Raw genomic sequence first — 244 nt, 5'->3', positions numbered from 1 at the left:
GTGCAGCGAAAAAACAACGGGGTTACCGCAAAAGGAGAACACCAGCTTCTCAGCACAACAAGCGCCGATCAGCAGGTCGTAGACCAGATCCGGGGTCATGCGGATCAGGGTCAGATCCTTGCNGTGCAGCGAACCCACACCGGGGTTACCGCCCCAGGAGACACCTTCTTCTTTGCCCCCCCTTCCCCTCTCCTCCTGTCTTTCATCCTATCCTCGTTCATGCGTCTCATGGTTAGTTCCTTTC

Annotated in this window: 1 pseudogene; it reads right to left on the bottom strand. The window is 56.4% G+C overall.

The features are described 5' to 3' along the window. Positions 1–120 (bottom strand): annotated as a pseudogene (locus ACQ4LH_RS22225) (CoA transferase subunit A); the annotation flags it as partial. Between the last annotated feature and the right edge of the window lie 124 nt (positions 121–244).

Source organism: Pseudomonas peli (assembly GCF_050563605.1).
GTDB lineage: Bacteria > Pseudomonadota > Gammaproteobacteria > Pseudomonadales > Pseudomonadaceae > Aquipseudomonas > Aquipseudomonas peli_A.
Note: the sequence above shows the minus strand (reverse complement) of the source record. Positions and strands in the feature narration are given on the sequence as shown.